At 60.2% G+C, this 26,429-nt stretch carries 27 protein-coding genes and 2 tRNA genes; 20 read left to right on the forward strand and 9 right to left on the reverse strand.

Translation table 11 applies throughout. From position 1 onward, the window contains the following. Window positions 1-22: 22 nt before the first annotated feature. Window positions 23-1,288 carry a glycerate kinase gene (locus HJC00_RS26320; RefSeq protein ID WP_221164824.1) on the reverse strand — a complete coding sequence of 422 codons (1,266 nt, stop codon included), beginning with the start codon at window positions 1,286-1,288 and terminating at the stop codon, window positions 23-25. Between the two features lie 192 nt (window positions 1,289-1,480). Here HJC00_RS26320 and HJC00_RS26325 point away from each other — a divergent pair, with 192 nt between their 5' ends. After that, a complete protein-coding gene (locus tag HJC00_RS26325) occupies window positions 1,481-1,780 on the forward strand; it encodes a DUF6074 family protein (RefSeq protein ID WP_210628150.1) in 300 nt (99 codons plus the stop codon). Window positions 1,781-1,997: 217 nt separating this feature from the next. Beyond that, a complete protein-coding gene (locus tag HJC00_RS26330) occupies window positions 1,998-2,405 on the forward strand; it encodes a low affinity iron permease family protein (RefSeq protein WP_210628149.1) in 408 nt (135 codons plus the stop codon). A gap of 12 nt (window positions 2,406-2,417) precedes the next feature. Here HJC00_RS26330 and HJC00_RS26335 read toward each other — a convergent pair whose 3' ends face one another. Both HJC00_RS26335 and HJC00_RS26340 read right to left on the reverse strand, forming a co-directional pair. Further along, entirely contained in the window at window positions 2,418-2,777 is a 360-nt protein-coding gene (locus HJC00_RS26335) for a low affinity iron permease family protein (protein WP_210628148.1), read from the reverse strand. Between the two features lie 204 nt (window positions 2,778-2,981). Further along, entirely contained in the window at window positions 2,982-3,902 is a 921-nt protein-coding gene (locus HJC00_RS26340; protein WP_210628147.1) for a hypothetical protein, read from the reverse strand. A gap of 177 nt (window positions 3,903-4,079) precedes the next feature. Between HJC00_RS26340 and HJC00_RS33060 the strand changes: the two genes are divergently transcribed. Beyond that, the gene (locus HJC00_RS33060; RefSeq protein WP_210628146.1) at window positions 4,080-4,292 is read left to right on the forward strand and encodes a hypothetical protein; all 213 of its coding nucleotides are present in this window, start codon (window positions 4,080-4,082) and stop codon (window positions 4,290-4,292) included. Window positions 4,293-4,366: 74 nt separating this feature from the next. Here HJC00_RS33060 and HJC00_RS26350 read toward each other — a convergent pair whose 3' ends face one another. Beyond that, on the reverse strand, window positions 4,367-4,615 hold the full coding sequence (locus HJC00_RS26350; RefSeq protein ID WP_405047657.1) for a hypothetical protein: 249 nt from the start codon (window positions 4,613-4,615) through the stop codon (window positions 4,367-4,369). A 52-nt stretch (window positions 4,616-4,667) separates the two neighbouring features. Between HJC00_RS26350 and HJC00_RS26355 the strand changes: the two genes are divergently transcribed. From HJC00_RS26355 to HJC00_RS26365, 4 genes are all read left to right on the forward strand, one after another. Further along, complete coding sequence (locus HJC00_RS26355; protein ID WP_247241661.1) at window positions 4,668-5,147, forward strand: hypothetical protein; 480 nt, start codon at window positions 4,668-4,670, stop codon at window positions 5,145-5,147. A 297-nt stretch (window positions 5,148-5,444) separates the two neighbouring features. Beyond that, window positions 5,445-5,624, forward strand: coding sequence for a hypothetical protein (locus HJC00_RS32770; protein WP_247241660.1), 180 nt, complete (start codon window positions 5,445-5,447; stop codon window positions 5,622-5,624). Between the two features lie 195 nt (window positions 5,625-5,819). Continuing rightward, the gene (locus tag HJC00_RS26360) at window positions 5,820-6,023 is read left to right on the forward strand and encodes a CsbD family protein (RefSeq protein WP_210628145.1); all 204 of its coding nucleotides are present in this window, start codon (window positions 5,820-5,822) and stop codon (window positions 6,021-6,023) included. Window positions 6,024-6,338: 315 nt separating this feature from the next. Beyond that, complete coding sequence (locus HJC00_RS26365; RefSeq protein ID WP_210628144.1) at window positions 6,339-6,653, forward strand: hypothetical protein; 315 nt, start codon at window positions 6,339-6,341, stop codon at window positions 6,651-6,653. 298 nt (window positions 6,654-6,951) lie between these two features. Here the strand turns inward: HJC00_RS26365 and HJC00_RS26370 are convergent. After that, window positions 6,952-7,026, reverse strand: a tRNA-Asn gene (locus HJC00_RS26370). 117 nt (window positions 7,027-7,143) lie between these two features. Between HJC00_RS26370 and HJC00_RS32775 the strand changes: the two genes are divergently transcribed. Next, window positions 7,144-7,461, forward strand: a complete 318-nt coding sequence (locus HJC00_RS32775) for a hypothetical protein (RefSeq protein ID WP_210628143.1) — start codon at window positions 7,144-7,146, stop codon at window positions 7,459-7,461. A 94-nt stretch (window positions 7,462-7,555) separates the two neighbouring features. Then, window positions 7,556-7,843, forward strand: coding sequence for a hypothetical protein (locus HJC00_RS26375; protein ID WP_210628142.1), 288 nt, complete (start codon window positions 7,556-7,558; stop codon window positions 7,841-7,843). Window positions 7,844-7,897: 54 nt separating this feature from the next. Here the strand turns inward: HJC00_RS26375 and HJC00_RS26380 are convergent, their stop codons facing one another. Both HJC00_RS26380 and HJC00_RS26385 read right to left on the reverse strand, forming a co-directional pair. Beyond that, window positions 7,898-8,236 carry a KTSC domain-containing protein gene (locus HJC00_RS26380; protein WP_210628141.1) on the reverse strand — a complete coding sequence of 113 codons (339 nt, stop codon included), beginning with the start codon at window positions 8,234-8,236 and terminating at the stop codon, window positions 7,898-7,900. A gap of 108 nt (window positions 8,237-8,344) precedes the next feature. Further along, a complete protein-coding gene (locus HJC00_RS26385) occupies window positions 8,345-8,608 on the reverse strand; it encodes a hypothetical protein (RefSeq protein WP_210628140.1) in 264 nt (87 codons plus the stop codon). 268 nt (window positions 8,609-8,876) lie between these two features. On the opposite strand from HJC00_RS26385, the gene HJC00_RS26390 reads away from it, so the two are divergent. From HJC00_RS26390 to exoR, 7 genes are all read left to right on the forward strand, one after another. Then, window positions 8,877-8,950, forward strand: a tRNA-Cys gene (locus HJC00_RS26390). A 457-nt stretch (window positions 8,951-9,407) separates the two neighbouring features. After that, window positions 9,408-10,073, forward strand: coding sequence for a protein-L-isoaspartate O-methyltransferase (locus HJC00_RS26395; RefSeq protein WP_210628139.1), 666 nt, complete (start codon window positions 9,408-9,410; stop codon window positions 10,071-10,073). 265 nt (window positions 10,074-10,338) lie between these two features. Continuing rightward, window positions 10,339-11,211, forward strand: a complete 873-nt coding sequence (locus HJC00_RS26400) for a PopZ family protein (RefSeq protein ID WP_221154923.1) — start codon at window positions 10,339-10,341, stop codon at window positions 11,209-11,211. Window positions 11,212-11,328: 117 nt separating this feature from the next. Continuing rightward, window positions 11,329-14,172, forward strand: a complete 2,844-nt coding sequence (locus tag HJC00_RS26405) for a valine--tRNA ligase (protein ID WP_210628137.1) — start codon at window positions 11,329-11,331, stop codon at window positions 14,170-14,172. Window positions 14,173-14,570: 398 nt separating this feature from the next. Next, a complete protein-coding gene (locus HJC00_RS26410; protein ID WP_210628136.1) occupies window positions 14,571-15,818 on the forward strand; it encodes an OmpP1/FadL family transporter in 1,248 nt (415 codons plus the stop codon). 229 nt (window positions 15,819-16,047) lie between these two features. Then, a complete protein-coding gene (locus tag HJC00_RS26415; protein ID WP_210631640.1) occupies window positions 16,048-16,512 on the forward strand; it encodes a hypothetical protein in 465 nt (154 codons plus the stop codon). 19 nt (window positions 16,513-16,531) lie between these two features. Continuing rightward, entirely contained in the window at window positions 16,532-17,326 is a 795-nt protein-coding gene (exoR, locus tag HJC00_RS26420) for an exopolysaccharide production regulator ExoR (RefSeq protein ID WP_210628135.1), read from the forward strand. A gap of 85 nt (window positions 17,327-17,411) precedes the next feature. Here the strand turns inward: exoR and xth are convergent, their stop codons facing one another. Next, window positions 17,412-18,203: an exodeoxyribonuclease III gene (gene xth, locus HJC00_RS26425; protein ID WP_210628134.1), complete on the reverse strand. Its 792-nt coding sequence runs from the start codon at window positions 18,201-18,203 to the stop codon at window positions 17,412-17,414. A gap of 228 nt (window positions 18,204-18,431) precedes the next feature. Then, window positions 18,432-18,764: an iron-sulfur cluster insertion protein ErpA gene (gene erpA / locus HJC00_RS26430; protein WP_064709130.1), complete on the reverse strand. Its 333-nt coding sequence runs from the start codon at window positions 18,762-18,764 to the stop codon at window positions 18,432-18,434. Between the two features lie 222 nt (window positions 18,765-18,986). Between erpA and HJC00_RS26435 the strand changes: the two genes are divergently transcribed. The 4 genes from HJC00_RS26435 to nagZ all read left to right on the forward strand — a co-directional run bounded on the left by HJC00_RS26435 (window position 18,987) and on the right by nagZ (window position 26,377). Continuing rightward, a complete protein-coding gene (locus HJC00_RS26435; protein WP_221122830.1) occupies window positions 18,987-20,204 on the forward strand; it encodes a deoxyguanosinetriphosphate triphosphohydrolase in 1,218 nt (405 codons plus the stop codon). 63 nt (window positions 20,205-20,267) lie between these two features. Further along, window positions 20,268-22,025, forward strand: coding sequence for an arginine--tRNA ligase (gene argS / locus HJC00_RS26440; protein WP_221164825.1), 1,758 nt, complete (start codon window positions 20,268-20,270; stop codon window positions 22,023-22,025). Window positions 22,026-22,086: 61 nt separating this feature from the next. Beyond that, a complete protein-coding gene (locus HJC00_RS26445; protein WP_210628130.1) occupies window positions 22,087-25,254 on the forward strand; it encodes an SPOR domain-containing protein in 3,168 nt (1,055 codons plus the stop codon). 109 nt (window positions 25,255-25,363) lie between these two features. After that, window positions 25,364-26,377: a beta-N-acetylhexosaminidase gene (gene nagZ, locus HJC00_RS26450; RefSeq protein ID WP_221164826.1), complete on the forward strand. Its 1,014-nt coding sequence runs from the start codon at window positions 25,364-25,366 to the stop codon at window positions 26,375-26,377. Window positions 26,378-26,429: the final 52 nt, after the last annotated feature.

The following is a 26,429-nucleotide window of genomic DNA, read 5'->3' on the forward strand; positions in this document are numbered from 1 at the left end:
GCCGGTTAATCGTTCATGGGCTCTAATGGATGAGGATCGCTCGGAAATCGTTGACGTTGGTTCCGGTCGGACCGGTCTCGAAGAGATCGTCGATCGCCTGGAACGCCGTGTAGCTGTCATTGCCGTCGAGCAGCCGGCGCGGATCGAGCCCGGCGGCTCGCAGACGCTTCACCGTGCCGCCATCGGCAAAGGCGCCGGCATTGTCTTCCGAGCCGTCAATCCCGTCCGTGTCGGCAGCGAGCACATCAATACCGTCTTGCCCATCGATCGCAAGCGCCATGGCAAGGGTGAATTCGCCATTGCGCCCGCCCTTGCCGCCCTTGGCTCTCAGCGTCACCGTCGTCTCGCCGCCGGACAGGAGGACGACCGGCTTCGAGAATGGCCTGTTCCGCCCGAGAACCTCGCGGGCGATGGCCGCATGCACCAGCGCCACGTCACGCGATTCGCCTTCGATGGCATCCGAGAGGATTGCCGGCGTGATCCCTTGCGATTCCGCCTTGGCGGCCGCCGCCGCCAGCGAAACACCGGCAGAGGCGATGATGTGATGCTGGTGCCGCAGGAATACCGGATCGTCCGGCCGCGGTGCATCTGCCTTCGGCGAGTTCAGATGGTCGAGCGCGGCCTGCGGCAACTGCAATCCATATTGCCTGATAATCTCCAGCGCTTCGTGCCGTGTTGAACCGTCGGGCACCGTCGGCCCGGAGGCGACATGGGCCGGGTTGTCGCCAGGAATGTCGGAAACAATCAGGCTGACGAGTCTCGCTTTCGTCGCCGCCGCCAGTCTGCCGCCCTTGATGGTGGAGAGATGTTTGCGCACCACATTCATCGCCGAAATCGGCGCGCCCGAAGCAAGCAGCATTTCGTTGAGCGCAATCTCGTCTTCGAGCGTCAACCCCTCCGGCGGGGCGGGCAGCAGCGCCGAGCCGCCGCCGCAGATCAGCGCGATCACCAGATCGTCTTCCGTCAACCGGTTCACCGTTTCCATCAACCGCCTCGCGGCAGCGAATCCCGCAGCGTCGGGCACCGGGTGGGCTGCCTCGATGATCTCGATGAAGCGTGTTTCGCAGCCATAGCCGTATCGCGTGACCACCAACCCCTCGATCGGTCCGTCCCATGCGCTTTCGAGCGCCCGCGCCATCTGCGCCGCGCCCTTGCCGGCGCCAATCACGACGGTTCTTCCTTTCGGTTTCTCCGGCAGGTGCGATTTGATGCTGGTCAGCGGATCGGCGGCGAGAACCGCCGCGTCGAACAGGCTTTTCAGGAAATCACGGGGGGTGGTTATCGTCATCGGTGGTCTCTGCTGCCTCAAGGTTCGATCATGATGGGGACTGTCGGCGCATCGGCGTGGCGGCGTCAAGGCCGAAGATGCGATGATCTGACGGCAGGACGCAGAGTCTGGCCATTGAAAGAGGCGAACGAATAGAAAGCATTAACCATCGTCCCGTAGACAACATATAGGATCAAAGGAAACCTGTATTCGATGGCCACTGAAACGACCCGCCGCCCCGCCGCCTCTCACGAAGGCAAGGTTATTGCCTTTCCCTCCGCAACCGGAACCGCCAACGTCGAGCGTTGCGCTCGGGAACTCGGCCGCCGGCATGGTGCGGACGCGATCGAATTTTGGAAGGCCGAGTGCCGCAGACTTGCCGATCAGCTTCTGGCCGCGGGAATGCCGGAGAGCGAAGTCCGCCAGCGGGTGATGGAGTTTCAGCAAGATGTCCAGATCGAACTGGTCCTCACCCACCAGAAGCAGGCTGTTGCCAAATCGCGGAAACGCTGATGCGTGGCAGCTGGAAGTGGGCAGCAGTTCCAGCTGTAGTTATAACGTTATTGCGCGTCGCACCCATCAGGTTTAACCCTACGCATCTGACCTGCAATCTCTTGCATTGGTGCGCTGTCTGCCGTCTGGACCTCGCTCGACGGCATGAGGAACTTCCGCCCGGATCTGGAGTTGATGTTGTCGATTGACAGCATTGACGCTGCGGGAGCCTTCTTGAATGTCGAACAAATCCAACTTCTTCTCTTCCTTCGCAACCGCCGTCGCCGAGCTGTCGGGAAGGCCGTTCACCTTTGTCGCGGCACTGACGCTCGTCCTCGTCTGGGCAGTGTCCGGGCCGTATTTCGATTATTCCGAAACGTGGCAGCTTGTGATCAACACGACGACCACCATCATCACCTTTCTGATGGTGTTTGTGTTGCAGAACAGCCAGAACCGTGACGGAAAGGCTCTGCAGGCCAAGCTCGACGAGCTCATTTTGACCAGCCAGGCCGCCAACAAGTTCGTCGGCATCGAAAAGCTGGACGAGGGCGAGCTCAGGGAAATGAGCAAGACGCTTTCAGAAAAAGCTGAAAGCATGGAGGAGAAGGCGGAGGAGAAATCTGGCGCAGAGGCAACGTCTGACTAACTGCTTCGCACTTCAGGTTCGCCTCGCCGAAATCTGGTCTCGATGCTGCTGCCGCATGCCTTCAATGGCGTCGACATCTTTCTTCTCCGCCGCAATCCAATGGTTTCCTGCCTCACTCGATCGAATCAGTTCGTCAAGCTTGGTATGCAGCGCCTTCATGTCCCGATTTTGGGAGTGCTGCACCAGCAGCAAAATGAAGAATGTAATGAGTGTCCCCACCATGTTGGTCAGCAAGAACCACTGTCGGGGGAAGGAAAAGCTCAAACCCACCGCGGTCCATGTGGCTGTGAACGCGACCAGCGCGGCAGGAAGCACATGATGCCCTGCCCATGATACGGCGAGGTCGGAAATCTCTCGAAAGCGCCAGCGCATACGGCTCTCCACAGCCCGTATAAAGGAAGATGGAGCAGATCGGAGCCGTGTCCATCAACCAAAGCGCGTTGCATGTCGTTACCGCAAAACCCGGCCTGGTTTTTGCGCGACAATTGCCTGGATGGTCGCGGATAATCCAACCTCCGGAAAGCCGGGCCATCTGAGGGGGCGCAGCATTCAGCTTGCGCCCCATGGGTGCATCCATCAGAGCCGGGAAGTGACGACGAGATCTTCCTCTGCGTCGCGTTGCGATCCTCCCAGAGCCGCAGCCGCAGCGGCTATGAAAGCGCCGACCAGAAGCGACAAGGATCCAAGCAATGCCGTGGTCGAGGCGGCTTTTCGTGCCTCGTCGGCAGCCTTCTGGGTGGCGGCCTTGGCGTCGTCGATACGCTTCAGCACCGCATCCACGCGGGTGCGCGCATCGGCTTCGGAAAGACCGGTTCGCGCAGAGACGATAGTGGCGAGATAGGCCTTGTCCTCATCTGGAACTTGCCCTTCGGCAGCGCCATTGAGGAGGATGCGGGAGACTTCCGATGTTGCCGCAGCATCGTTGGATGTCGCTGCCGCGCGCGCCTGATCAGGGCGTAGCAACGCGTCGGTAAAATAGGCGGTGGAAAGATCCAGCGGCGAGGTTGACGAGGTTGCTGCAGCCGTACCGGCGACCGCAGCAGTCGAGCCAACGGCTTGCGCGGCCGATCCCACCGCCTGTGCTCCGGCACCGGCGAGCGATGTCAGCGACGATGCGAGGAATCCGGCGACAAAGATGGTCGCCAAAGCCCAGCTTAGGAAACCATGCGCGGTGTCGCGGAAGAAAACCTCATCGGTGTGGACGGCCGCCCATTTTGTGCGCAGGCGGCCGGTTACATAGCCTCCGAGTGCGGAGGAGAGCCATTGCACGACGACGAGCCAGATCGCAGCTGTGATGCCGAGCGTGCCGAGCGAACTGCTTTGCCCCGACCAGGGCGACACCATCGTCAGCCCAAGCCCGGATCCCAGAAGCAGGAGGATGAGGGTCACTCCGATGGCGGCGGCTGCGCCACCGAAAATGGGTCCCCATGTCATGGCGGATTTGGAGGATTCGACCGGAGTGGCAACCTCTCCGGAACCTGTCACTGAAACCGACATGATCCGTTCCTATCGCATAAACAGAGCCAGAAGAATGATGATAGGCAGTGGAACGCCAAGCAGCCAAAGTAGAATACCGCGACCCATGAGAGACCTCCTGTCCAAGGCGACGTTACGTGGTTGATGCCACACAACTTTTAACCACGGCGTTTGTTCCCGCCGGTGGAAGCGGTCGGTTTGAAGCGCGCTGGTTTCCTTTCAATCGCGCGGCAGCATTTGAAGGAGCAGCAGATTGCCGGAGCGGTTGCCGCATCCTTGGCATTGAAGGCGTTTGGCCAGACCGGCGAGAGTCAGGTTCTGGCCGCAGCGCCGGGCAACATCCCGCCGGTCGATAAACATCTGGCGGCGACATATGCGGCAATGGCCGTAAATGACAAACCACTCCGGTAACGTCGCCAATGTTGCCTCTTCGATTTCGACGGCGTGGCGATCAGGGGGCGCGAGGCCGATACCGCGACGATGTCTCATCGCCTTTCAAAACTCGTAGTCCGTTCACATGCCATGCCGCGGCTCAGGTCCTTATCTCTCAGGGCAAGCTGAAGTCTGAGATGATGGCAATCCAGCAGCAGCGTCGTAATGGCGGCACGGACGTCCCCTTGGTGAAAAGCGACAACTGCGTCGACTTCTCCTCTCAACGTTTCTTCTGCCAATTTCTCGGCTGCCTGCGGACGCACGACCTCGATCTCCTTCAGAGCTTCCAATCCGATTTTCATCTGCCGCCTCACCGATGTTCCTATTATGTTCCCATCGAGCTCCGAGTCAAGAATGAAGGCGTTTCCGCGGATCGTTCGGTCATCGACCGAGGCGGTGCGCGACGCAGCGACGTTCCTGTACGTTTTCGAACTGAAACAATCTCCAGAGGCTTTTGTTTGCTGCCTATCGGCAATGAAGCAGCGAGGAGGATATCCAATGCTTCTGAGAATGATGGCAGTAGCAGCAATTACGATCGGTCTGGCATCGTCGGCGATGGCGCAATCAGGTGGAGGCTCGGGATCGGGCAGCGGCAGCGGAGCTTCAGGTTCCGGCAGCGGCACCATGTCTGGTTCGGACGCCAGTGGTTCCGGCAACACCAACTCCAGCGATGCCGGGGCAAATACGACGATGGGCGCCGGTGCGACTGGTGCGAACGGATCCGGCGGCGATCCAAACGACTGTCAGCGCCAGCAGGCCGGCGGCACCGGCAACCCGGCTCCCACCTCCGGCAATAGCTCGACACAACCCGATGCGGCAAATGCATGCCAGTGAAGGCTCGAGCGGCTTCATCAATTTGCCCCGGAAATCAGTGTCGCTTCCGGGGCGCATGCGGCGGGTGCTTGCTGGTAATGCCGCAGGCATAGCCGGCGATATCCGCTCATCCCGCGCGCAGAATTTATAAAGGTCGGCAAGATTTTCGCGGCTGGAACTTATGTCCGTCGAAGGGAGCGCCTATATCTTTAGACACAGAGTGACGTCGGGGGAGATGAACTCGGGAAATGCTCCCGTTATTCCCGAGGGAGGGGCTCTCGCTCATCGAGCGCAGCGGAAATGGGAGAAGAAGTATCCATGAACAGATTTCGCGCAACTTTAACAGCTGCGGCAATTATTCTGGCGGCCATTGCCTCGGCGTGCTCGACACCGCCAAATTCATATGGCTCAGCATCGGGGTATCAGCCGGGCGATTCGATGAACCCGGCCTGCGCCGACGGCTTCCGACCTGGCGACGGGCGTTCGTGCAGCTATTAGGGCCTGCGCCGCTTCAAATCTGATGCGGGCATACTGAATCCCCTATCGAGCCCTCCGCCGGCATGAGCGAGGGCCAATTCTGTCACTCGCTGCCCACATGAAGAATTTTGGTTCTGCAATGGTTGGCGGCATGCCGAAGCGGAACCCTTATCGCTCGTCTCCGTTCCTCTTTCCTAACGATAGGAGGAATAAGCCATGGATTGGAACCGCGTCGAAGGTAACTGGAAGCAGATGAAGGGCAAGGTCAAGGAGCAGTGGGGCAAGCTGACGGACGACGATCTTGACGTCATCAACGGCAAGCGCGATCAGCTCGAAGGCAAGATTCAGGAGCGCTACGGCTACGAGAAAGACCGAACCCGGCGAGACATTGACGATTGGTATAATCGCCAGGCCTGGTAAGTGGCTTTATCGGAGCACGGATCGTTAACTCGGCACGCCCAACTTGATGGGCGTGCCATTTTCACATTTTTATCCGACGTGCCGGCAGCAAGGCAGCGGCGGCGTGCGCGCCGCGTCGCTAGCCGGTTGCCGCCGGCTGACTGCCCATGGGCGCCTGTTCTGTCCCCGGCGCACAGCATGAACGCCAATGGCCGGCTCGAGCGCCAACCGCGACCACACCAGAGGCGCGTCGGCTGGTGTTTTCTGTGGGCGGGCAGTCGTTCATCGAAGGTTAATGCTTGTTAATCCAGAATCGCAGCTTGAAAGGATGCGCCGATGAAGATGCTTTTTTCCACACTTGCAGCCATTGTCTTGTCTGCATCTTTCGCCCTGCCGCTAAACGCCACGCCTATCGTCGTGCCGAATGCCGTACATGTGCATTCTCCCGACGTCGAGCAGGTCAAACACCGTCACCATGGTAATGGACATGCGTATGGCCACTGGAAGAAACATCGGTACGTGTACCGCGACTGCCGGTATTATGGCTCGTGCTATCGTCCGCGGTATTACGGCTCCCGCGACTATTACGGCTATCGCGACGATTACCCCTATCGTCGTCGGTCGGGTATGACCGTGTATTTTGATTTTTAGTCGGTAGCACCAGGGACACCAGCCTTGGACCCCACAAGCGCGCCGTCGGTCTCACCAGCCGGCGGCTCTTTTGTTTGAGTGGGGTGACCTGCGCCGTTACCTGTCTGGATCTGATCAACTGCGATACGAGGAGATCAAGGCGTCGGACAGGAGAGGAAGCTACATCAGTAGCCACAGAACTGTCGCAAAAAAGAAGGGTCGGGGCGGTATGGACCGATCGCCAAAGTGGAGAGGGGAGTGGAGAAACAAGTGCCTGTTTTTGGATTTCTCAACAAAAACAGACACTTATTCTCTAAAATGGCTCCCCGGGCCGGATTCGAACCGGCGACCTGTCGATTAACAGTCGAATGCTCTACCGCTGAGCTACCAGGGATCACTGCTTGGCGCGGTGTGAGTGGGCTAATACAAATGCTTGCCCGATTTGCCAAGCGGTTTTTTCAAAAAAATGAAATGAACTTGTATTTGGACAGTCTGCGCCCATCTCTGGGAAATGACAAATAGGAATGATCGCCAAGAGACAACGGGCAACGAGAAGCGCAGAGGGCGGGCAGGGCGCTTCGGTATCGACCACGTAAACCACAGGCTTGTGCTCGGCTCTTTCAGCATCGGCATGCCACGCTCACGCATCGGGCGGATGGCAATCGGCACGGCCCTCGTTTTCTGTGGATTGCTGGGCTTCCTGCCGGTCCTCGGTTTCTGGATGCTGCCGCTCGGCCTCCTGGTGCTCTCGCATGATCTTTCCATCGCCCGTCGGCTTCGGCGCCGGCTGGCAGTTTGGTGGCACAGGCGGCGAAAGCCGGCCGGGTAGCGGCGGTCGCCGGAGACGTCCTGCGGAACTTCGATCGTTTTCTGCATTGGTGCTTTATGGCGCTGAAACGTGCCATGATGGTCCGGGTGAGGATATGAAGCCATTTTTTGTTGTAGTCTTCTGGGTGGCGGCGATCGTCTCAGCCACATCAGCCGAGGCGCAGGCCGTGGACAGCCGCGGTTTTGACGCGAGCGGTATCTGCCGCCGCCCCGAAGGCTGCGTCATCGATCAAGGCCAAGGCGGCTATAATGGGCCGCGCAACTATCGCAATTTTAACGGCCGTAACGAGCGCGACGGCAACAACGATCGCGGTCGGGACGATCGCCGCTTTCGTTCCCAGAACAGGACCTCGCTTGAGAGCGTCGGTATCATCGCTGGCTGATGACGCAAGCCCGGTTGTCGAGTTCGATCTGGATGCATCCGGGTGAATGCGATTCTAATTCGATCTCAATTCGCTTTCCTCGAAAATCCCGCCATGGCCCGGATCAAGCTCGGTTGCCATCAAGAGACTGCAGGCGGCAAGAAGCAGAACGAGCTTCAGCCCGTGGACTGCCATTGAGCCCGATTGTCGACGGGCCGGTGGGACGCGCGATGGCGCGATATAGTATCGGTAATAGAAGTGTGGATCGTTCGTCTCCAGAAGGTTCTGATAGACATGTGGCGGAATGTTCGCATGTCTCACCGGCGCGGAACCAGCGAACTTTACGTGGAGATCCCGGGTCTCGGCATCATATGCCGCACGTCCCTGCCTTTCTTTTAGGGCAGCCCATTCCATCGCAGCTCCTATCCCTCCCACGGCGATAAGATGGCGGGCAGGCGCTCTAAGTCAAGTTGGGAGTTGTTCAAATACCGCCGGTTCTTCGTGTCCCGAGTGGCAGGCAATTCACCAGGATCGGCCGGCGTCGAAATCTTCGCACTCGTCCTCAGTCATCTGGCGGTGAACAAACTGGCCGTCGACGACCTTGCGCATCACGTGGCCGGTGATCGGCATCTTCGTGTTGATGTCGGTGACGGGTTCGGTAACGAGGGCATAGCCCCACTCGTCTTCCTTGCCTCCGTTCACATAGGCCATCGAGCTTCGCCTGAGCGTCGCAAGCAGTGAAAAGAACATGTCTTTTGCGGTCTCGCCGAATGTCGCGTCGTTCATGATTTCTCCCCAGAAAATGGGGATCAACCAAATCGGTTCGCATTACAATCCTAACTATTTGGGGGGATGCCGGAGGGCCGGACTTTTATTGGTATTTAGTTAACCGGCTATCATCATCAGAGGGTGTAGCCGGTCCCGGAGGATTTCCGCAAACGCCTATTCCGAATGAAAAAAGGATCACATTCAGAATGAAAGGTCTTGCGCTCATTCTAGAGCTGGTCTAAATCGCGGCCACCACACGATATTTTTCGATGTCGGTCACAGGTGAGGCCTCGTGGCGGAGTGGTGACGCAGAGGACTGCAAATCCTTGTACCCCGGTTCAATTCCGGGCGAGGCCTCCAATTTCTCCTCATGTCTGCTAAAGAGTTGCGAAACCTCGCTGATTTTCGAGGTGGCGGCTCGGCCGCACGCTATTTTACAGGCAAGCGTACACGTCTTGCGTCGCCCGCCTTAGATTGTCGCAGGCTCAATGCCAGCTACGCGGCAGCGCGCTTCGGCGCTCGGCCTCCTCAGGTCGTTTCACCGTCCAGCAGCCCGCAGCAGAAGATACCGATGAGCGCTGCGAGGATGAAGAAATCGAACAGGGTCAAATATTCGAAAATCGCAGACATGGCCTGCTCCTCCTACTTCTATAAATCATAACATGACGCGGTTGGGCATTCCACGCAGGCGTTGCGCCTGTGGCGTGAAAGAGGCGCCTGGCGGATTCTTTTCGCCGACCGCTGCCAAGCCTTGAAAGCATCCGTGGCGGGGATTAAGAGACGAGGGACAGGAACCGCTTTTCAAGAGCGAGAGGACATGATGGATTTCGAAGCAGCGCGCGCAAAGATGGTCGACACCCAAATCCGCACCACGGATGTTACCTCGCATTCCGTGCTGACGGCATTTCTGACGGTGCCGCGCGAGGCTTTCGTGCCGGAGAAGTCAAAGCTGCTCGCCTATATCGACACTGACGTCGAAATATCAGCCGCCGCACCGGGCAAGCCGGCCCGTTTCCTGATGGAGGCCTCGCCGCTCGCCAAGCTGCTGCAGCTGGCCGCCATCGGCAAAGACGATTTCGTGCTCGAGGTCGGGTGCGGCACGGGATATACATCGGCGCTGTTGTCGATCATCGCCGGCTCGGTCATTGCCCTCGAATGCGACGAGGCACTGGCTACCGAAGCGAAGGCAAAGCTTGCCGGCTACGGCAAGGTCGAGGTTGTGACCGGCCCCCTCGAAAAGGGCTACGCCGCCGGCGCGCCCTATGATCTGATCTTCGTCAACGGCGCGGTCGAGGAGGTTCCGGCCGCTCTTCTCGGTCAGCTTCGCGATGGCGGGCGTCTGGTCACCGTCGAAGGCTATGGCAATGCCGCTCGTGCCAAGGTCTTCGTCGCCGAGCGCGGCGCCATTTCGGAGAACGTCTTCTTCAACGCTTCGGTCAAGCCGCTGCCGGGTTTCGCCAAGGCGCGCGAATTCGTTTTCTGACGCCGTTCTCCCTGTTGAATTCGAGCGACGGGCGCCATTGGCGCCCGTTTTTGTCAGTGCTGCGGAAAAGCCTTCACAAACATCGTTTATTCTGACGCTGCCATCTCCGAATATCGGCGGCAAGCATTCGGTAACAAAACTGTGCATGGCTGCATTCATTTGATTCTCGATGATTTTTTTCGCGTCTGGGGTATTCTAAGGTCGTGGTGATTCGGATGAACGCTCCACACCGTCCGATCGTTGTGTTGGGATAACGGGGATAGATATGGCTCAGCCAAGTGTAGCGCGTGAACCGTCCATGGAAGAAATTCTGGCCTCCATCCGCCAGATCATCGAAAGCAATGAACCCGGCGCCGGCAAGGCGATTTCAGCTTCCGTGCCGCCGGTTTACGGCGCCGACGACGACGAAAACGGCTCCGAAATCCATCTGACGGTGGATGACACCTATGCCGGCGTGGAGTTTCCCGAACCGGCCATGCGCTCGTCCGATCCACGTTTCGTCGCCGCCAATTCGGCCGGCACCGCCCCTGAGACCGAAGCCCCGGCCCGCGCGCTGTCGCTTGCCGATGTCGCAGCCCGCGTGCGCGCCGCCTCCGAGCGCAGCGCCGTGCAGGCCGGTCAAGCCTTGCGCGAAATTCCGAGCGGCTTCCGCCAGCCGGAGCCGCAGCCGGCCGTGATGCCGGAGCCCCCGCGCGCTGCAAGTCCGCAGCCGCAGCCGACACGGCCCGCTTTTGCCGCTGCCGCAGCACTCGTTTCCTCTGTTCCCGTCCAACAGCCGCCAGAACCGACGCTTGCCGAAACACCGCGTGTCGCCGTCGCCGAGCAAGCCGCTGCTGCCGCCGAAACTGCGCCACCGGCTTTGGAGTCCGCTACTTCGTCGACCGAGCGTTTCCTCCCGAGCGTTGTCGACGAGACCCAGCCGTCACTGCTTTCGGAAGACGCCGGTCTGCAGATCAGCCGCTCCTTCGAGGAGCTTGCCGCGGCGATCGACGGCGCCGAGCGCCGCTCGCTGGACGAGATTGCCGAGGACATGCTGCGCCCGATGCTGCGTGAATGGCTTGATGACAATCTGCCAACTTTGGTCGAACGGCTGGTGCGCGAGGAAATCGAGCGCGTGGCGCGCGGCCCGCGCCGCTGATCGGATTGATTTTTCCTGGAAAAGCCGCTCCGGTCTCCGGGGCGGCTTTTTTATTGACTTGGTCGTGGCCATCCTATTTACAAACGCCCATCCTCGAACCTCGAAATTGGTCAGAAAATGCTCGACAAGACCTATGATTCCGCTGCCGTCGAACCGAAAATCGCCGCGAAATGGGATGAGGCGGATGCCTTCCGCGCCGGCGCGAACGCCAAACCGGGGGCCGAGACCTTCACCATCGTGATCCCGCCGCCGAATGTCACCGGCTCGCTCCATATGGGGCATGCGCTCAACAATACGCTGCAGGACATCATGGTGCGCTTCGAGCGCATGCGCGGCAAGGACGTGCTCTGGCAGCCGGGCATGGATCACGCCGGCATCGCCACCCAGATGGTCGTCGAACGCAAGCTGATGGAGCAGCAGCTGCCGGGCCGCCGCGAGATGGGCCGCGAGGCCTTCATCGACAAGATTTGGGAATGGAAGGCAGAATCGGGCGGCCTGATCTTCAACCAGCTGAAGCGCCTCGGCGCCTCCTGCGACTGGTCACGCGAGCGCTTCACCATGGACGAAGGCCTGTCGCAGGCCGTTCTCGAGGTTTTCGTTACGCTCTATAAGGAAGGCCTGATTTACAAGGACAAGCGCCTTGTCAATTGGGACCCAAAACTCCTGACGGCGATTTCCGACATGGAGGTCGAGCAACACGAGGTGAAGGGCCATCTCTGGCATCTGCGCTATCCGCTCGAGCCGGGTGTCACCTATCAATATCCGATCGCCTTCGACGAGGAAGGCAAGCCGACTGCGTTCGAGACGCGGGACTATATCGTCGTCGCCACGACGCGGCCGGAGACGATGCTCGGCGATACCGGCGTTGCCGTGAACCCCGAAGACGAGCGTTACAAGCCGATCATCGGCAAGCATGTCATCCTGCCGATCGTCGGCCGCAGGATACCGATCGTCGCCGATTCCTATGCTGATCCGACAGCCGGCACAGGCGCGGTGAAGATTACGCCGGCCCATGATTTCAACGACTTCGAAGTCGGCAAGCGCGCGAAGCTGCGTGCGATCAACGTCATGAATATCGATGGCACCATTGCCATCAAGGATAATGAGGATTTCCTTGAAGGTCTCGACAATCCCGCGGCACTGCATGGCGCCTGGGACCGTCTGGAAGGGCAGGACCGGTTCCATGCGCGCAAGGTGATCGTCGAGATCTTCGAAGAGGCCGGCCTTGTCGACAAGATCGAACCGCACAAGCATATGGTCCCGCATGGCGACCGCGGCGGCGTGCCGATCGAGCCGCGGCTGACGGAACAATGGTTTGTCGACAACAAGACATTGGGGCAGCCTGCCCTGGAGTCCGTTCGCGAGGGAAGAACCAGGTTTATTCCCAGGAACTGGGAAAACACTTATTTCAATTGGCTGGAGAACATCGAACCGTGGTGTATCTCTCGCCAGCTCTGGTGGGGCCATCAGATTCCCGCTTGGTACGGTCCTGACGGCCAAGTCTTCGTCGAAAAGACCGAGGAGGAGGCGCTGCAGGCGGCGATCCAGCATTACCTCTCGCATGAAGGGCCGATGAAGGCCTATGTCGAGGACCTGCTCGAAAACTTCAAGCCTGGCGAAATCCTGACGCGGGACGAGGACGTGCTCGACACCTGGTTCTCTTCTGCGCTCTGGCCTTTCTCGACACTCGGCTGGCCCGACGAGACGCCGGAACTTGCGCGTTACTACCCGACGAATGTCCTCGTCACCGGTTTCGATATCATCCCGTTCTGGGTCGTTCGCATGATGCAGATGGGCCTGCATTTCATGAAGGACGAGAATGGCGATCCCGTCGAACCTTTTCATACGATCTATATTCACGCACTGGTGCGCGATAAGAACGGGCAGAAGATGTCGAAGTCGAAGGGCAACGTCATCGACCCCCTGGAACTGATCGACGAATACGGTGCCGACGCACTGCGCTTCACCCTGGCGATCATGGCCGCACAGGGCCGCGATGTGAAGCTTGATCCGGCCCGCATCGCCGGCTACCGTAATTTCGGCACCAAGCTCTGGAACGCCACGCGTTTTGCCGAGATGAACGGCGCCAAGAGCGATCCGCATTTCGTGCCGGAGGCGGCCGAGCTTACCATCAACCGCTGGATCCTTACGGAGCTTGCCCGTACGGAACGTGACGTTACGGAAGCGCTTGAAGCCTTCCGCTTCAACGATGCGGCCGGCGCGCTCTACCGTTTCGTCTGGAACGAAGTCTGCGACTGGTATCTCGAGCTTCTGAAGCCGGTCTTCAATGGCGATGACGAGGGCGCCAAGGCCGAAGCCCAGGCCTGCAGCGCCTATATTCTCGAAGAGATCTACAAGCTTTTGCACCCCTTCATGCCCTTCATGACCGAAGAGCTTTGGGCGCATACCGCAGGCGAAGGCAAGGAACGCGACACGCTGGTCTGCCATGCCGAATGGCCGGCGCCGTCCTATGCGGATGACGCGGCTGCCGACGAGATCAATTGGCTGATCGACCTCGTCTCCGGCATCCGCTCCGTGCGCGCCGAAATGAACGTGCCGCCGTCGGCGACCGCCCCGCTGGTCGTCGTCAAGGCCAACAATCTCACGCGCGAAAGGCTGTTCCGCCACGACGCCGCCATCAAGCGGCTTGCCCGCGTGGAAGCGATATCACTATCCGACGATGCGCCGAAGGGCGCGGCCCAGATTGTCGTCGCCGAAGCCACCGTCTGCCTGCCGCTCGGCAATCTGATCGACCTTGCTGCCGAAAGGGCCCGCCTGGAAAAGGCGATTGCCAAGATGGATGGAGAAATCGCCCGCATCAATGGCAAGCTTTCCAACGAGAAGTTCGTCGCCAACGCCAATCCCGAGGTGGTCGAGGCCGAGCGCGAGCGTCTCGATGAGTTGAAGGGGCAGATCGCCAGCTTGAATACCGCGCTTTCCAGGGTCAGCGAAGCCGGATAAGTTTCATTGTCGATTTTGGTAAGTTATTTCAAAGACGCGCCTGCTTCGGGGCGCGTCTTTCGTCGTTTGGGGAACGCCTGATTCGGTCTTGAGCGGGGCTGATTTGAGGCGCTGAGCCTGTGGATTTTGGCTTTAGGGGTATCCCTTTGGTGAAAACTGTCACTGTTGTCGGATTGATACAGCTTCTGCACTGTTTGGAATGAAAACCCAAAAGACCGTCTCAAAATCGATGGCTCTAGAATAGAATTTTATTAACCAGATTTTTTGACGTGTCCGTCAATTTCTTTACGTAAGTTAGCCACTGCAATGCCTGGGAGCGCCGCCGTGGGGCGCGTTGCCATGTCGAGCGAACGCTTACTAAAGTGGCGTACATCAATTGCTGGAGTGGGGGAGACACAATGGCATCGCGTATGTTTTCCAAGGGCGTAACGTCGCTCGTTCTTCTTTCGTCGCTTGCCTCGCCGTCCTTTGCCGGCGGCCTGGAGCGCGGCGGCTATAACATCGATCAGCTGTTCGATACGTCGCCTTTCTCATTTCAGTCGGGCGTGACTTACGTCACGCCGCAGCGCAAGCTGAAGGATGTCCGAGACACGAATACGTCGATACTGACAGGGGGCGGCAATCTGAACAGCCGTCCAGACACGGCTGACGATACCTCAAATTACACCATCCCCTATATTGGTTTTAAGGCTGGTTTTGGCGATGCGGTCGACTGCCTCGTTGACTATTCGGAGCCCTTCGGCGCACACACCGACCCCGGCATGAATTGGGCCGGCGCCAACGATAACATTGAGACAGAGATCAAAACACGGAACTATGGCGGCACCTGCTCCTATCGTTTTGATGTCGGTCCTGGGCAGCTTCGCTTCATTGGCGGCGCTTTTTATCAGGAAGTCGAAGGCTTCAAGGAACGTCTGGTTTCAACGCTTCCGCTTCTGCTCGGGACTGGAACTGGCGTCGGTCGTCTGGATATCGACGATAGCGGTTGGGGCTGGCGCGCCGGTCTTGCTTACGAGATTCCGGAATATGCGATGCGCGCGAGCCTCGTCTATAACAGTCGCGTCAAGTACGATGACCTGTCCGGGACTGTTGATCTCCGTCAAGTTCCGGTTGTGCCGCTATATGGGGGCCTGGTCACACCAGTTTCCGGTTCCGCCGAAGCTCCGGATTCGCTGGAGCTGAAGCTGCAAAGCGGTATCGCTCCGGATTGGCTTGCATTCGGATCGGTTAAATGGACGAATTGGAGCGTCCTGCAGTCGGTAGCATTCTGCCCGACCAACGGCTTGCCTTGCCCCGCGGGTGGTCTAACCTCGCTCGACCTCCTTTATCGTGATGGTTGGACGATCTCCGGCGGTGTCGGCCACAAATTCAATGAACAATGGGCCGGTGCAGTCAGCCTGACATGGGACCGCGGCACCAGCCAGGGGTATGGCGCGCAGACAGACAGCTGGACGCTGGGGCTCGGTGCAGCCTACACACCGACCGAACATATCGAATGGCGCTTTGCCGGTGCCGTGGGCGTGTTGACGAGCGGTTCGTCTGGTGCTGTGACCCGGAATGGCGTCACATACGGAGATGATGTTTCCTACTCCTTCGATGACGATCTGGTCGCTGCACTGTCGACAAGCATAAAGATCAAGTTCTAAATTCCTGATTTGAAGAATTGAGAGCCCGGCACTGCCGGGCTTTTCTTTGTGCGCGGCCCGTTAATCATGTCATTTGCTGGTCTCGTTTTGTGACGATTCAGCAACAGTTTTTTACGATGAATGGCGTATGGTGGCGATGGGGCGAATTTGTCCATTTCCCGCCACAAAGAGAGCGCAGCGGTATTGCGGGCGAGGTGATGGCAGACTTACGGTGCGTGTAATCAGTAGCATGGGTCGATTTTTTTCCGGTAACACCAGATCGTACGGCGCAAGTGGTGACAGCCGCGTGATTGCGGCCGTTTCTCTTTCCGGGCAAGGCTATTGCGACCGTAAATTCGACCTCACGATCATGCCGTCGATCCATTCATTGCCGTCGTTATCTGTCCGTTCGCATAGTCAGGCGGGCTTAGCGGCAGATGTCGATACCGGTTTGGTCACATTTGCTATTTACGAATGCGATAAAGGCGGGAAGGCGGATGCCGCGCCCGCCGACGGGGTGCCAGGAAGATTACAGTCGGGCCATGCCGCGAGCCGGGTGGTCCTGAATGAGATGCTGAAAATTCGGCCTCTCGAAAGAGGCCAATGGGCTGGAAGCGACGCGGGCAAAGGGGCCATGGAGCTCGCCGCGGGATCGCTCGCCTCGAAGGAATACATCGGTGGTATGCCCGGCGTCAGCGCCGGCTGCGGGCGATGAGCGAAAGAAATCGGTTGAAATGGTAACGTCCGAGTTCAAATTGTTCAAAATCATGCTGATGGGCATGTGGGTGGCCATGGCGCTGTCCGGTCCGGTTCTCGCTTTCGACATCAAGAGCGACGTCAGCAAGGAATCCGGCCCTTTCGACCTCTTCAAGTTCGGCTTCAAGGCCTACAAAAACGGTCAGAAGGAGGAGGCGGTCGAGGCCTACAAATACGCCGCCGAAAAGGGCCATACCGGTTCGCGCTGGGCGCTCGCCAACATGTATGCCGACGGCGACGGCGTCACCCAGGACGATTTCGAAGCCTTCAAGATCTATAGTGAGATTGCCCAGCAGGGTGTCGAACCCGGCTCGGAAGACACGGGTTTCTTCGTCAACGCGCTTCTCTCGCTCGCCAACTACTACAAGCACGGTATTGCCGGCAGCCCGGTGAAGATCGATCTCACTCAGGCGCGCCAGCTCTATTTCCAGGTGGCCTCCACCTTCGGCGTTCCCGAGGCACAGTTCCAGCTGGCGCAGATGATGCTGGCCGGCGAGGGCGGTAGTGCCAGCCCGCAGCAGGCGAAAAAGTGGTTGAACCAGGCCCGTAAGAGTGGCCATCCCGGCGCCATGGCGGTTTTCGGAAACATCCTTTTCGACGAAGGCCAGACGGCCCGCGGTCTCGCGCTGATGACCGCCGCCCTCGACCGCTGCAAGCCGAAGGATTGCGGCTGGATGGAAGCGCTGCAGGAGCAGGCCTTCTCGGTTGCCAACGAGGCCGACCGTCGCACGGCTGTTTCGCTGTCGCACGCCATTTCGAGCGGTTCTGACTGAAACCTACCACTCAGCGCCACGCGGCATTCAGCCCGCGCATCCTCCACCGCGTCTCTGAAATGACGCTCTGCCAAGTGCTCGGATCTCAGGCCGCGAAATCGAAATAGGCGATCACCGGTACGTGGTCGGACGGCTTTTCCCACGCCCGCACATGTTTTTCGATAGTTGCCGACGTCATCCGGTCGGCTGCTTCGGGTGACAGCAGCAGATGGTCGATGCGGATGCCGTTGTTCTTCGGCCATGCACCCGCCTGATAGTCCCAGAAGGAATAGAGCCGCGTCGCATCCGTCGTCGCGCGCACCGCATCGGTCAAGCCGAGATTTTCAAGTCTGCGGAATGCCTGCCGCGTCTGCGGCAGGAACAGCGCATCGCTTTCCCAGACCCTGGGATCGAAGCAGTCGTGCGGTTCAGGAATGACGTTGTAATCGCCGGCAAGCACCAGCATCTCTTCATAGGCCAGCCGTTCGGCCGCAAAGCTCCTCAGGCGCTCCATCCAGGCGAGCTTGTAGGGGTATTTCTCGGTGTCGACGGGATTGCCGTTCGGGAGATAGATGCAGCAGACGCGCAGGATGCGCGTGTCGGGCAGCGTGAACACCGCTTCTAGGAAACGCGCCTGTTCGTCCAGCGGGTCGCCGGGCAGGCCGCGGTTGACCTCAAAAGGTGAAGTCTTGGAGAGGATCGCGACGCCGTTGAATCCCTTCTGGCCGTGCGTCTCGACATGATAGCCGAGCGCTTCGATCTCCAGCCGGGGGAAGCCTTCGTCGATCGTCTTGATCTCCTGCAGGCAGACGACATCGGGATCGGAATCCTTGAGCCATTGTGTGAGATTGTCGATGCGCGCCTTGACGCCGTTGATGTTCCAGGTCGCGATCTTCATGCTCTGTCCCGTTCGCTAGGGCATGTCGCGCAAAAGTGTGCGGCCGTTTTTGCGATTCACGACATGCGGAAAATCAAAGACCTAAAGCGTGGCAAGCGAGTCTGAAAGATCGCGACGCGCTTTAGTGCGCTCCTTTTATCGCGGTCTTTCGCCGCTGGACAAGCCAATAAACCGGCCGGAAGCAATTCCTCCGACCGTCGTTGGGGACAACGTTCTGCGCTCGGATATTCAGATCGAGAAGCTGGTGCCGCAGCCGCAACTTGCCACCGCGTTCGGGTTCTTGATCTGGAAGGATTGGCCAAGCAGATTGTCGACAAAGTCGATCTCGGAACCTGCCATATAGACGAGCGACAGGCTGTCGATCAGCACCTTCGCGTCGTTTTTTTCGACGACGATGTCGTCATCCCCAGCGCTGTCGGCAAGGTCAAACTTGTAGGAAAAGCCCGAACAGCCGCCGCCTTCAACGGAAACGCGCAGCGCGCTCTTGCCGGCCTCCGCACTGATGATGGCGGCGATACGCTTTGCCGCGGCATCCGAAAGAGTTACACTCGTATCCGTCATTTTTCCTCCTGCCGGGGTCAAGATCCGGAGAGAATGGGTTTCGGCACTCAAATGTTCAAATGCCTGATATCAAAGGAACTTAGCATGATCTTCGCAAAAAGACCATGACGCGCCGAAGCGGTCGGGAGAGCGCCTCTTTGCCGTTTCCTCGGGCTATAGGTATGAAGAGGGCAAAGCGGCGTCAATGGGCAGATGCGGCAACAGGCAGAATGACGGTGAAGAATGACGATTGACAGGCGAGCTTTGGGTTTCGGCGGCAGCGAAAGGGCGGTCTATGCGGCAGACCCGTGGACGACGCGTGGGCGTCTCTATCCGGAAGACAGCAGCCCGACTCGCTCCGATTTCCAACGCGACCGCGACCGCATAGTCCATACCACCGCCTTCCGCCGGCTGAAGCACAAGACCCAGGTCTTCATCGCCCAGGACGGCGATCACTACCGCACCCGGCTGACGCATACGATCGAGGTGGCGCAGATTGCCCGTGCGCTTGCCCGCGCCCTGAAACTCGACGAGGATCTGTCCGAGGGCGTGGCGCTGGTGCACGATTTCGGCCACACGCCGTTCGGCCATACCGGCGAGGACGCGCTGCACGAGGTACTGCTGCCCTATGGTGGCTTTGACCACAATGCCCAATCGCTGCGCATCGTGACCAAGCTCGAGCGGCGGTATGCCGAATTCGACGGCATCAATCTGACATGGGAAAGTCTCGAAGGTCTCGTCAAGCATAATGGTCCAATGCTGACGCCAGATGGTGTGGGCACGCACGGCCCGGTTCCGCAGCCGATCCTCGATTATTGCGAACTGCACGATCTCGAACTGGGCACCTATGCCAGCCTCGAGGCCCAGGTTGCGGCGATCGCCGACGACATCGCCTATAACACCCATGATATCGACGACGGCCTGCGCTCCGGCTATCTGAGTTTCGACATGCTGGAGGAAATTCCCTTTCTCGCCGAGTTGATGGCCGAGGTGAGGGGGCGCTATCCGCATCTGGAACCGAGCCGTTTCACCCACGAGATCATGCGCCGCCAGATCACCCGCATGGTCGAGGACGTTATCGGCGTCGCGCAGGAGCGCCTTTCACTTCTTCGTCCTGAGAGTGCAGCCGACATCCGCGGCGCCGACCGGGTTATCGCCACCTTTTCCGAAGAGATGGCCGAAACCGACAGGCAGATCAAGGCGATGCTCTTCAAGCGCATCTACCGCAATCCCGATATCATGCGGATCCGTGCCGGTGCTGCCCAGATCGTCACGGATCTCTTTGCCGCCTACATGGCCAGTCCCAAGGAGATGCAGAGCCATTACTGGGTCGATCATATCGCCGGGCTCGCCGATGCGCCGAAGGCTCGCCATGTCGGCGACTACCTCGCCGGCATGACCGACACCTATGCGATCAGTGCCCACAGGCGATTGTTTGACCACACTCCGGATTTGCGATAGGCAGCGGTCGCCCGCCGAAGGCCGATTTGCGCCTTTGGCACAGCCTATGCATGGAAGAGTGCGATGAACCTTTTTACCGACTTCGAAGCCAGGATCAAAACCGCCCTTGAACAGATTGATCTGGTCAGGGAAAAGCGATCTGAGCTCGATTTCGGCCGCATCACAGTCGAACCGCCGCGCGATGCGAGTCATGGCGATGTTGCGACCAATGCCGCGATGGTGCTGGCAAAGCCGCTCGGCACCAATCCTCGCGCCCTTGCGGACGTCGTAATCGCCAAGCTCAAGGAGGATGCCGACGTCGCCGATGTCTCGGTCGCAGGTCCGGGTTTCATCAACATCCGTCTCGCCGTCCGCTATTGGCAACGGCTGCTCGCCTCGATGATCGGCGCCGGCACCGACTATGGCCGCTCGACCCTAGGCCAAGGTCGCAAGGTCAACGTCGAATATGTCTCGGCCAATCCGACCGGCCCGATGCATGTCGGGCATTGCCGCGGCGCCGTGGTCGGCGATGCGCTCGCCAACCTGCTCGCCTTTGCCGGTTACGGCGTCGAGAAGGAATATTATATCAACGACGCCGGCTCGCAGATCGACGTGCTCGCCCGGTCGGTCTTTCTGCGTTATCGCGAAGCGCTGGGTGAACGGATCGGCGAAATCCCGTCGGGTCTCTATCCGGGTGACTATCTCGTGCCCGTCGGCCAGTCGCTTGCCGCCGATTACGGCGTCCGGTTGCACAATATGCCGGAGGAGCAGTGGATGCCGATCGTCAAGGATCGCACCATAGACGCGATGATGGTCATGATCCGCGAAGATCTGGCGGCGCTGAACGTCCATCACGACATCTTCTTTTCCGAGCGGACCCTGCATGCCAATGGAGCGGCGGCGATCCGCACGGCGATCAACGACCTGACCTTCAAGGGTTACGTCTACAAGGGCACGCTGCCGCCGCCGAAGGGCCAGCTTCCGGAAGACTGGGAAGATCGCGAGCAGACACTGTTCCGCTCGACCGAGGTGGGCGACGACATGGACCGGCCGCTGATCAAGTCGGACGGCGCCTACACCTATTTCGCCGCCGACGTCGCCTACTTCAAGAACAAGTTCGATCGTGGTTTCGACGAGATGATCTATGTGCTTGGCGCCGACCATGGCGGCTACGTCAAGCGCCTGGAAGCGGTTGCACGCGCCGTTTCGGAGGGCAAGGCGAAGCTGACGGTGCTGCTCTGCCAGCTCGTCAAGCTCTATCGCAATGGCGAGCCGGTGAAGATGTCGAAACGTTCGGGCGATTTCGTCACGCTTCGGGACGTCGTCGAGGAAGTCGGCCGTGATTCGGTCCGGTTCATGATGCTTTATCGCAAGAATTCCGAGCCGCTCGACTTCGATTTCGCCAAGGTGACGGAGCAGTCGAAGGATAATCCTGTTTTTTACGTGCAGTATGCGCATGCCCGCTGCATGTCGGTCTTCCGGCAGGCAAGAGAGGCTTTTCCCGGCCTCGATGCTTCGCCCGAGGATCTTGCGAAAGCCGTTGCTGGCGTTGGCGATCCGGCCGAATTGCAGCTCGTCGCCAAGCTTGCCGAATTCCCGCGTATCGTCGAGGCGGCCGCCCAGTCGCAGGAGCCGCATCGCATTGCATTTTACCTCTACGATCTCGCCAGTGCGTTCCACGCGCACTGGAATAAAGGTAAAGATCAGCCGGAATTACGATTTGTTAATGATAAAAACCGAGAATCAAGTATTGCCAGACTTGGGCTGGTGTACGCCGTCGCGTCGGTTTTAAAGTCGGGACTTGCTATTACAGGCACTGCCGCACCTGACGAAATGCGATAACGTCACCATTTACCCACAATGCGCTGGCATTTGAGCGTTGGCGTTTGCGAGTGGGATAGGCATGGCTGAGAAACAATTTGCGTATGATACGCGCGGAAAAGACGATCTGTTTGCGGACGACGATCCGTTGGCTGAACTTGCCCGGATTGTCGGTTTCGAGCCGCGTGTTGCAGCGAATACCGTAAGCGACGCCGCCCGGCGCGAACCTGCCTTCGATCTGGAGGATGAGCTCGGGCGAGAATTCGATCGATACGATTCACCACGTCCGCTGGCCGAACTCGATCGGCCGGCCGAGCCGATCTCCGATGGCATCACTTCCGAAGACTATGTCGAGCCCGTTCTCGATGCTTCTCCCGCTGCCGTAAGCGTGGATGTTCCGGAGCCCGTCTCCGTTGGTCCCGTCGCCGCAGAAGAAGCTGCCCGACCTCCGGCAAGAAACTGGGACGTAGCCGCTGCCGACCCGGCGGCCGGTCAGCCGCAGCTGTCCGCAGATCCTGTTTCCGAGGTGTCGGTCCATACCGCTTTCGGCGGCGCCCGCGACCTGATCGAGGAACTCGAACTGTCGATCGGTGCGGCGCCGATCTCTTCGCTGGCGCAGCCCGCCAAAACCCCGCAATGGTCGGCCGCCAGCATCAGGTTGCCGCTCGCCAATTTCCACGCCCCCAAACGTGAGGAGCCGGTGGCAGCGGTTGAGCCGGCCGCCGAAGCAGTTGCTGCGCCTGCGGCTGAACCAGTCGCTGAACCGGTGGCTGAAGCAGTCGTTGCCGATCTTGCCTCGGCGGAGCCGGAGCCCGTGATCGAGCAGCCGGCGCCCGCCGCCGCTGTCGAACCTCTGGAGGAGTTCGAATCCGCGGCGCCGTCGTTCGGCTTTCCCGCTGAGCTCGATCGCCACGATGAGGCAATTGCGTCGCAAGAAACTGCTGGAGCCGAGGAATTCGTTGAAGTCGAGGATGATCTGGAAGAGTTCGGCTCCGATGCTGGTTTCGATCTCGCGGCCGCCATCGAGGGCGAGATCCAGGCCGATGCCGCGCTGACTGAGGTCGGACAGGAAGTTCCGCATATCGCCGGCACCTTCGATGTCGACGACCTGCTGGCCGACGTCTCGCGCTATCCCGTGCCCCGCCCGGTATTGCAGCGCGCTAATCTGGCGCCGGCTTCGCCGGAGCCCGCTCCCGTCGAAGTCGACCCGGTCGCTGCCGCACCGGTTCAGCCCGAGGCGATCGCGCCCCTACCGGTCCTCTCAGCTCCGATCGAAATGGCGCCTGCCTATGCTGGCGAAGCCGCAAGACCTGTCGCGTCCCAACCTGTCTCAACGGCCTATTCACCGGCGCCGCAGCCCGCGCCGGAAGCCGATGATCCCTTCGCGGGCCACGATTTCGAACTGGACCTCGCCGGTATCGAGCTGGAACTTGCCGATCTCGATTTTTCCGAAGCAGCCGAGCCTGCGCCGCAGCCAAAGGCACAGCCGGCGCCCGCCGCGCCGGAGCAGGCAACGCCTGAGTACCCGCAGGCCGCTGTCCCGGCGCAGCCCGCGTCGGCCCTGGTTTCCGAGCAGCCGGTCCCAGCTCCGGCTCCGGTTTTCAACTGGGCACCTGCCGGAGAGGCGTCCGCCGCTGAATCGACCGAAGATCTGCCCTTCGATCCGGCGATGATCTCCGATCCGGAGGATCGTCCCGAGACGGTGGACGATATGCATGTGCCGACGCTGCCGCCGGTCGAGCAGCCCGCTCCGGTCGCGAAAACCGCGGATTTCGATTTCGATCTCGATGCAGAGATCGCGAGCTTTTTCGAGCCGGCCAAACCGCGCGAAACGGCGGCGTCCGCCCGTAATATGGCTGCCGCTGCGGCAACGCCGGTCAAGCCGACCATTGCCGACGGTCTCGACGATTTCGAACGGGCGCTGGAGGAAGATTTCCGCCGCAGCGTGCGCGAGCCGGTCGAGCGCCGGGAAACCTCCGAGGTCCACATCGAGTCGGCAAGCCAGGCCGCTGATTTCAGCCGCGCTCGGTCGATGCGCCGGCTGCTGGCCGGCGCCGTCATGCTGGTGGTCTTCGCTGGCGTCGGTTATGGCGTCTATTCCTCCGTCTGGAACGGCGAAGGGCTCGGCATTGTCGCGTCCGGCGAGCCGCGTGTGATCACGGCCGACAAGGAGCCCATCAAGGTCGTTCCGGAAAATCCCGGTGGCAAGACGGTTCCGAACCAGGATAAGGCCGTCTACGACCGCGTTGCGGGTTCTGCCGAGGAGCCGAAGCAGAAGGCGCTCGTCTCCTCGGACGAGGCCCCGGTCGATGTTGTCCAGCGCACCTTGACGCCGGAGGCATTGCCGGAGGATGACGAGAACGCCGGCGCTGACGATCGGGTCACGCCGACCGCGGTTGGTGAGACGGAGGATCCGCGTCTGTTGCCGAACCACGCCAACGCCGACGACGCTTCCGCCAGCGACGCCGACAAGACGCCATCCGTTTCGCCGCGCAAGGTCCGCACGATGATCGTCAAGCCTGACGGCACGCTGGTCGCCCGCGAGGAGTCCGCGCCGGTCGACCAGCCGGCCGCGCCTGCTCAGCCGATGCCGTCTGGCCAGCCGCCAGTAACGGCGCAGTCCGCCCCGTCTGCGCCATCGGCCCCGATCGCACCGCCGGTGGCCGGAACGGCTGCGAGCTTCCCGGCAAGCGCCGAGATTGCTTCCGTCGATGCGCGTTCTGCAGCACCAGTTCAAACCGCGCCGACGCAGCCGTCGCCTGCCGCAACTGCCGATGAGCAGGCGGCAAATCCCGCACCGGTCGATGCGCCGGTACGGCCGGTCAAGACGGCAACGATCGCCGATACGGCCCCGGTTCCGATCGCCCGTCCGGCCGATCAGCCTGTCAACGTCGTTGGCACGGTTACCGATAAGGGCAATGTCCGCACCCCCGCGCAGCAGCCGAAGCCGACGCAGGTCGCCTCGGCAACGCCGGCCGCCGCCCAGCCGCAGCAAGCCGGTTCCGCCGGCGGCTACGGCCTCCAGATCGCTTCGCTGCCGTCGGAAGACGAGGCCAATAAATCTTACGCAAACCTGTCGAAGAAATTCGCCGGCGTGCTTGCTGGCCGCGCCCATGAGATCCGCAGGGCCGATATCGCCGGCAAGGGCACTTTCTACCGTGTCCGCATCCCGGTCGGCTCGAAGGATGAGGCAGCAGCCCTTTGCGAACAGTATCGCGCAGCCGGCGGAAGCTGCCTGATTTCCAAGTAACATCGGGTTATCAAATAGGGAGCGGCGAGCCGGATCGGCCCGCCGCTCTTTTTTGTGCATCGCGCCCGCAGTTACTCGCATTTGGCCCGCCGCCGTCTATGATTCGTCCATGACCGAATCAAAAGCGATGATCCTTGGCTGCAGCGGCCTTGCCCTCACATCCGAAGAAAAAGCCTTTTACCGGGACGAACGGCCCTGGGGCTTCATTCTCTTCGGGCGCAATATCTCCGAAGCAGCGCAGATCACTGATCTCGTCGCCGAACTGCGCGACAGCGTCGGCTGGCATGCGCCGGTGCTGATCGATCAGGAGGGCGGTCGCGTCCAGCGCATCCGTCCGCCGGTTCTGCCGCGTTATCCCGCAGGCCAGGCGCTTGGCGATGTCTATCGCCGCGATCCGGCGCTCGGGCTGCGCGCCGCTTGGCTGATGTCGCGCCTGCATGCCTTCGACCTTTCGAAGCTCGGCATCAATGTCGATTGCCTGCCGGTTCTCGACGTGCCGGTCGAAGGCAGCAGCAACGTCATCGGCGACCGCGCCTATGGCGGCGATCCCGAAACCGTCATCGCCATGGGACGGGTGGCTGGCGAGGGGCTGAAGGCCGGCGGCCTGCTGCCTGTCATGAAACATATGCCCGGCCACGGTCGCAGCTTTGCCGATTCACATCTGGAGCTGCCTGTCGTCACGGTCTCGCGCGATGAGCTGGAGGCCCGTGATTTCCCACCCTTCATCGCGATGAAGGACGAGCTGATGGCAATGACCTGCCATCTCGTCTTCACATCGATCGATCCGGACAATCCAGCGACGACCTCGCGCAAGGTGATCGACGGCGTCATCCGTCAGCATATCGGCTTTGACGGTCTGCTGCTTTCCGACGATAGCTCTATGAATGCGCTTTCCGGCACGATCGGCGAACGGGCGGCGAATATCATTGCAGGCGGATGCGATATCGTGCTGCATTGCAATGGCCATATGGACGAGATGCGGGAGGTCGTGGCAAATGTTCCGCCGCTCGCCGGTCTTTCGCTTGCCCGCGCAAAAGCGGTAGAAGCAGGCTTTGCCGCGCCGGATGGTGCCGATGAGGCGGAATTGAGGGCGGAATTCGAGGCGATGTTGGTGTCGGTGTGATCGTAGGAGAGCAGGGTGGTCAGCACGGTCAAGGGCTCGGAACGTCCGCAGG

Source organism: Rhizobium sp. NLR22b (assembly GCF_019685295.1).
In the GTDB taxonomy this organism is placed as follows: Bacteria; Pseudomonadota; Alphaproteobacteria; order Rhizobiales; family Rhizobiaceae; genus Rhizobium.